Source organism: Rhodococcus sp. P4_F3_2, assembly GCF_056401335.1.
The window spans coordinates 1-6836 of sequence record NZ_JBFUJN010000072.1 but is presented as its reverse complement, the minus strand read 5'-3'; the positions used below and the strand labels follow the sequence as shown (position 1 = coordinate 6836).

General features: G+C 61.6%; 6 protein-coding genes. 1 reads left to right on the top strand and 5 read right to left on the bottom strand.

The annotated features are described in order from the left end of the window. Positions 1 to 106: 106 nt before the first annotated feature. The gene (locus AC1DWA_RS32510) at positions 107 to 241 is read right to left on the bottom strand and encodes a hypothetical protein (protein ID WP_019745682.1); all 135 of its coding nucleotides are present in this window, start codon (positions 239 to 241) and stop codon (positions 107 to 109) included. Between the two features lie 742 nt (positions 242 to 983). On the opposite strand from AC1DWA_RS32510, the gene AC1DWA_RS32505 reads away from it, so the two are divergent. After that, complete coding sequence (locus AC1DWA_RS32505; protein ID WP_019745684.1) at positions 984 to 1976, top strand: phosphotransferase enzyme family protein; 993 nt, start codon at positions 984 to 986, stop codon at positions 1974 to 1976. Positions 1977 to 2026: 50 nt separating this feature from the next. On the opposite strand, the gene AC1DWA_RS32500 is transcribed toward AC1DWA_RS32505, so the two are convergent. The 4 genes from AC1DWA_RS32500 to AC1DWA_RS32485 all read right to left on the bottom strand — a co-directional run bounded on the left by AC1DWA_RS32500 (position 2027) and on the right by AC1DWA_RS32485 (position 6341). Further along, on the bottom strand, positions 2027 to 2653 hold the full coding sequence (locus AC1DWA_RS32500) for an MBL fold metallo-hydrolase (RefSeq protein ID WP_007730862.1): 627 nt from the start codon (positions 2651 to 2653) through the stop codon (positions 2027 to 2029). Then, positions 2650 to 3738 (bottom strand): S-(hydroxymethyl)mycothiol dehydrogenase, encoded by a 1089-nt coding sequence (locus tag AC1DWA_RS32495; RefSeq protein ID WP_007730860.1) that lies wholly within the window; start codon positions 3736 to 3738, stop codon positions 2650 to 2652. Before AC1DWA_RS32495 ends, AC1DWA_RS32500 begins: the two co-directional genes overlap by 4 nt. A 148-nt stretch (positions 3739 to 3886) precedes the next feature. Next, entirely contained in the window at positions 3887 to 5149 is a 1263-nt protein-coding gene (locus AC1DWA_RS32490) for a helix-turn-helix transcriptional regulator (protein ID WP_019745685.1), read from the bottom strand. Between the two features lie 22 nt (positions 5150 to 5171). Beyond that, positions 5172 to 6341, bottom strand: a complete 1170-nt coding sequence (locus tag AC1DWA_RS32485) for a DUF4185 domain-containing protein (RefSeq protein ID WP_019745686.1) — start codon at positions 6339 to 6341, stop codon at positions 5172 to 5174. Positions 6342 to 6836 lie beyond the last annotated feature (495 nt).

Genomic DNA, 6836 nt, shown 5'->3' with positions numbered 1-6836 from the left:
GGGCGCACCACGTGCGCCCACCTCATCAATCAACTTCAGAAAACACTTGTGCCGAAACATCTTTCGAGCTACGAGATTGGTGAATTCGTCCACCAATCAAGTGGCGTCACCTGCCGGCGCTGAGCGACTCTGCGCTGGACCAGCCCGCACCTTCGGCGGAAGCAGTGCTGAGGCCGAACAATACAACCCCAACGAAACTCGACATGAGATTGACCATCCCTGCCCAGTAGTCTGACGACATCTTTGTACTCCTTCTCAGGATAGAGAGATCAGAAATGCGGTGAGGTATTCAGAGAGAGCAGGCCACACCATTGCAGCAAGCCCCAAAGAATCACTCATAATTGGCTGAAGCGACATGCCTTACCTTCCCCTCAGAAGCCCATCGAAAGTTCGAGTGGACGTTGAATCAACATGAAAAACAATGTCGGCAGCATCTGGGCAACTGTCTCGCCCAACGATGACGTCGCCTCTGCGACGGATTCCATACCGCTCACCCTTCGTTCGAATAGTCGTTGGTAGACATCGTGTTCAAAATGTCTATTGAGCCCCCAAGAATGGGTGCCACCCCGGTAATCAGGGTCCTCAGTGCAGCCAGAAGGTCAGCTGACATCGTGCGCTCCTACCTCTCGTTCCGCGACACGCGCCATTCGCCGTGTCAGATTCTCAGCTCGCAGCAACATGAGCCTGTGTCGATTGCACCGCACCACGACGCCCGAAGTTCACAGGCTTCATGGAATCAAGACTTCGTCAAAACCTGATTCCACTTTCCGTTCGTCACCGCAGAGCCACACTAGAACAGATATCAGTTTTTTTGAGGCAGACCGACTACAGTCACAAAAGATCATTCGAAAGTGCCAGCCAAACTAGTGTTAAAGTATGATCTGCCAGGCTCTTTCGTCGAACCCCAAACTTATTCGTTAGCCAGGAATGGCAAAGCACGACACGTTACTCAGATATCCTCCACCGCACTAGAGTCGGACAGCATGTTGCCACTCGGGTTGTCCATGCTCTGGGAGTCGGTGGAGCCGGAAGCCGCTCTGGAGGAGCGATTCGGATTCAACAGCTTTGGCGCAGCCACCCATTGGGTCTCGGCGGTACTCGAGCAGACTTGGGGATTGACGGCCCTCGAGTGCTCGCGAATGGCGATCAGTGACCAGAACGCGATTGTGTGGGTTGCGAGCGACCGAGGTGGGCTGGTGGTGAAGTGGTCGCGCGCCACAGAGCGCTTCGAGAACCTGGAGGCGTCGACGCGCCTGCTGAGCGCACTCGCCGCGCAGGGCGTGCCCGTTCCGTCGCCGATCACGTCCCTGAACGGATTGGACCGGGAAACACTGCTGGTCCGGGAAACACTGCTGGCCTGGGAAACACTGGAAGGTCCTTCGTGCGCAGTGTCGTTCACCGTACTGCCGGAGTTGGCGGGAGATTGGTTGGACGTGCAGGACCACGCGGCGGTCCGTTCGGCAGGAGCATGTCTGGCAGAAATACACCGAACGCTCGGCGCCACCCATGTCGACGGATCGGTTTTCTCGTCGCGCAGCACCGGGTTGAAGGAGCGCATCGGTGGTTGGCTCGAGAATTTCGACCGCGGGTTCGCGCCTGAGGCAACGCGTAGGCTCGGGGGCCTCCTGGCGCGTGCGTCCGAGCTCGATGACCAAATTCAACTGGTACACAACGACTTCCGTGCAGCCAACATCTTGACTCGAAACTCTCGGACCACCGGAGTACTCGACTTCGACGACGTGGTGATCGACCACCGGGTGAGCGACCTGGCCAAGGCAAGCGTCTATCTGGGCACCCTGTTCACCGATTGGCGACCGACCCCGATCGCGGTACGGCAGAGCCTGCGCGCCGGCTACGAATCTGTACGTCCCCTCAGCCGATCCGAGACAGAATGGTTCGAGATCCTCGAACTGTGGCACGGCCTGATGGCAATCCCGGGTGAGAACGACACCGCCGGTTGGGCATCAGCGTTGTGACAAAAAGTGGGGACGCCGGTACCGGCGTCCCCACTTCACTTCTGATCACATCAGGATCCGGCGCGGATCCATTCTTCGAGATGCGGCGCCTCGGTGCCGATCGTCGTGCCGTCACCGTGACCGGTGTGAACCTTGGTCTCGGCAGGTAAGGCAAACAGCTTGTCGCGGATCGATCCGATGATGGTCGGGAAATCGGAGTACGAGCGCCCCGTTGCGCCGGGTCCACCGGAGAACAAGGTGTCGCCGCTGAACAGTTCGCCGGCCTCCGGCAGGTAGAGGCACGTCGACCCCGGGGAATGGCCGGGTGTGTGGATGGCCAGAATATCCGTGCCCGCCACAGCAATACGCTGATCATCTTCCAAGCTCAGATGCTTCACCCCGGGGTGAGTCATCTCCCAGAGCACATCGTCGGCCGGGTTCAGGTAGATCGGAGCGTCGAGCTTCTCGGCCAGCTCCGGCGCAACCGTGACGTGATCGTTGTGACCGTGGGTGCAGACGATTCCGATCACCTTGCGTCCGCCGACAGCGTCGATGATCGGCTGCGCGGTGTGAGCTGCGTCGACGATTACCACTTCGTTGTCGTCACCGATCAGCCAGATGTTGTTGTCGACGTCCCATGTTCCGCCGTCGAGGCTGAACGTGCCCGAGGTGACGACGCGATCGACACGCAATGTCACAGGACCACCACCGAACGGAGGACCTCGCCGCGGTGCATCGTCTCGAAGGCCTTCTCCACCTCGTCGAGCTTGATGCGCTCACTGACGAACTTCTCGAGCGGCAGACGCCCCTGCTGGTACAGGTCGACCAGAACGGGGAAGTCACGCTCGGGCAGGCAATCGCCGTACCACGACGACTTGAGGGCTCCGCCGCGCGAGAAGAAGTCCACCAGCGGCATTTCCAGCTTCATGTCCGGCGTCGGAACACCCACCAGCACTACAGTTCCCGCGAGGTCGCGGGCGTAGAACGCCTGCTTCCAGGTCTCCGGGCGACCGACTGCGTCGACAACCACGTCGGCACCGAAACCTCCGGTCAGCTCCTGGACTGCCTCGACGACGTCGTCGACCTCGGTGGCATTGATCGTGTGTGTGGCACCAAGTTCCGTGGCCCACTCCAGCTTTCGCGGATCCCGGTCGATGGCGATGATGGTATTGGCGCCGGCCAGGCGTGAACCCATGATCGCTGCGTCGCCGACACCACCACACCCGATCACGGCCACTGAATCACCGCGTCCGACGTTGCCGGTGTTCATCGCGGCACCCATGCCGGCCATGACACCGCAACCGAGCAGTCCGACCACAGCCGGATCGGCCGAGGCGTCGACCTTGGTGCACTGGCCTTCGTGAACCAGCGTCTTGTCTGCGAATGCGCCGATACCGAGTGCCGGCGTCAGTTCGGTGCCGTCTTCGAGCGTCATCTTCTGCTCGGCGTTGAACGTGTCGAAGCAGTACTGCGGGCGGCCACGCTTACACGCACGACACTGCCCGCAGACTGCACGCCAGTTGAGGACGACGAAGTCGCCCACCTCGACGTGAGTGACACCGGGGCCGACGCTCTCGACGATGCCCGACGCCTCGTGCCCGAGCAGGAACGGGTACTCGTCGTTGATTCCGCCGTCGCGGTAGGTCAGGTCGGTGTGGCACACACCGCACGCTGCAATGGCGACCACTACCTCGTTGGCACCGGGGTCGGGAATCGTGATGGGGACGATTTCGACGGGGGCACCCTTGGATCGGGCGATGACGCCGCGTACCTGCTGTGGCATGGCTTTGCTCCTGGCTTCGTGCGATTGAGGACGTGTCGTCACATGGCGCCGTGTTTTCACATTGCGATATGTGCACTCGTTGAAAGGTTAGCCCGAAGCAGGTGCCCGCAACCCTGGTCGAACTGACTGACCGACCTGGCCGAAAGGACTAGGGTGCAGGCTTCACGCCGGCCTCCGCGCCCGCGGCGGCCGCCGCACCCCGACTCTCGACGCCCAATTTCCGCAGGACCCCGGCAACATGAAACTTGACTGTGCTCTCGCTGACGCCGAGGCGCTCCGAGATCGCCTTGTTGCGCCGTCCGGCCACCAGATGCTCGAGTACCTCGAACTCCCGCGGAGCCAGTTCGGTGAGGACGTCGCGGTTCGGTAGGGCGACGGGGGCGTCGAGCGGGATGGTTGCGCTGATCCGGTTCCCCCACCCGGGCGTCGACTCGGATTCGACGGTTCCACCCAAAGTCTCTACCCTCGAACGCAATTGGCGTTCAACGTCAACCACGTCGGCTTCGCCGCCGCCGTCGTCGCGAATGTCGATCGAGAGTGAAGCCGCGTCGAGCGTCCAGGCCACCCGGATACGCGAGAGCATCTGCTGATCCGACAAGGCCAAGACCGCGCCGCGGACGACCGCGCGGGCGCCGTGCGCCACTTCACCTGGTAACCCACGCCCGTCGACGGGTGGCTCCACCAACTCCAACGCGATTTCCCGATGCTTGAGCAGCGAACGCAATTCCCCACGCATCCGCGCAAAAGCCGTGGTGGTCGACTCCTCGGCCAACTCGCGGTGCACGTCGACGGCTGAACGCAGGCCGATCAGGGCCGAAGCCGCAGTCTCCCTGGCCGAGGTTCGCGCACGTGTGTCGTCGAGATCCGCCGAGCGCAGCGTCGCCAGCATCGTCTCGAGGGTGGCCGCATGCACCTCCGTCATCTCTGCCACGGTGCGCGCACGCTCGGACGACGCTGCCCGCGACTCGGCGAGATATGCCGGGCTCGCGTTCCGGACCTGGAGCTGAATTCCGGTTGCAGTCACTGCGAACAGTGCCTGGATCAATTCGAGGGATGCTGTCTTCACCGGTACGGGGTGCGGCGTCAGAACGAGAAGCGTATCGGTTCGATCAAGCATCGCGAGCACCTCACGGTCCCGGCCGGCGACAGCGCATTTTCCCCGAAAGATCTGTCCGACAGTGAGATCCGTACGGATACGGTCGAGTTCAGCGATGGTCACACGATCGACGACGGCTGGATCCCCGGCGACCTTGCGCGGCCTACCAGTGCATTCACGGGTGAAGATCACCAGGGAAGTGTGCGGCGCCATGTCCGCGATCAACGTCGAAAATCGTCGGCCGATTTCGGGTAGTGGTCCCACCAACACGTCTCGAAGGGCGGTGATCAGTAGCGCATTGTCGGTGGTGCTCACCGTTCAACGATAACCATCCGGTTCACTGGTGCAGCGTGGTCTTCATGAGCATCACGTTGTAGTCGGACCAGGTGGTGGCGAGAAAGTAGAGGTCCTGCCCCTGTGACCAGGGGTGCATGTACGCGCCGTAGAGTCCCGGAACCTCGTCGGTGCCGATCACTACGTCGGGTGCACTCCACGGGCCGGTCAGGTCCGACGCCGTCCGCAGCACCAGCGCTCCCCACTCGTTGGAGTACATCGCGACGAACTTGCCGAGATAGTCGTTGTACTGCACCGACAGTTCGCTGACATCCCCGTCGAGAACCACCGCAGCGGCAGCGGGATTGTTGGGGACCCATGCCTTTCCGTCCCAGTATTCGTACGCCGCGACGTCCGCGATGGAGGCTTCCTTGACCCGCGAGAGGCGCCCCTCGCCGAAACGTCCCGCGGGGGTCCCGAAGTTGTAGACATAACCACCGTCTTTGACGAAGGAACCCATCTGGAAGTTGTCGTTACCCGTCAACGGCAGATTGGGCCGGGACGAAGCCGGTTCGACCTGCCAGGTCTCACCGTTGTCGTGTGAGGACGCGATCTGCGAGAAGTTGGTGACCCACTCGCCCGACCCTCCCCACGAGCGGATCGACATGTAATTGACGTATTGAACGCCGCCCACCGAGATACCCGTCGTCGGAATGCTGCTGGTTTCGACGCCGGTGACTTTCAGACTTCCGATGATCTCGCGCGAGTGATTCGGCCGGTCGGTCGGCGAGGAGTCGATGTTCATACCGTCGGACAGATTTCCGTCCGAGCTACGGAACAGGACGTTGCTGCGCCAGTCACCGACCACCCCGGAACACAGGGGGTCAGATCCGATTCCGACGGTGTCGCCGAAGGCTGTCAGGACCTGACCTGCGCCGTTGTCCCACATGATGCCGAGATCCGTGCCGAGAACGTTGAACCGCTCGACGGTTTGGTTGGGGCTGAGCGCGCCGGTGATGTACTCGACCGCCGAGGTGCGGCCCTGCAGTTCCGGAAGTTTCCCGTCCGTTCCGTTGAGCCAGGGAATCGGATTGGTCGGCCCACCTGATTGATCCAAGCTGCCGGTGACGTTGCAATCCCACGGGGATGCATGAGCCTGGGTCGCCCCCAAGACCGCGGTCGACGCGAGTACACACGTCACTGCTGCTGTCGATATCTTCCGTATCCGGCGCATCGCTCCCCTTTCGCGGGGGAGATCCGGACTCTACGAGGTGTCTTGCTCGACCGGATCGGTTCATCCACCCACGAGAACACAAGGTAACAGGTAAATCGGTGAATCTAGACAAAACGGGCTTATTCGGTGGGGATGGATTTCAACCATTTCTCCATGACTGTCTAGGTGTTGTGGGTATGGACGTTGCTGACGCGGGACTGAAGTAGACGGGCTGGTCCTCAGCGCGAGAATGGGAATTGCGACATAGCCGTTCTCGAGCAAGAAGGGCCAGCCCTGTGACACACCGTAATGCCCCATTGACCGTGGAAGGAAGGCGAGCTTGACCGAGCGGTGTCAGAGCCGTCCGGTCCACGTATCGCCCTCGTTGCGGCCATTGGTGTCGGGCAGACCGTAGATATCTGACACGGCTCATCGCCTCCTCAAAGATTTCAGGCGCGTCGCGACCGGACTCGAAATGCTGCAAGCTACGCGGCACCCGGATGGGTAGCGGCGGCG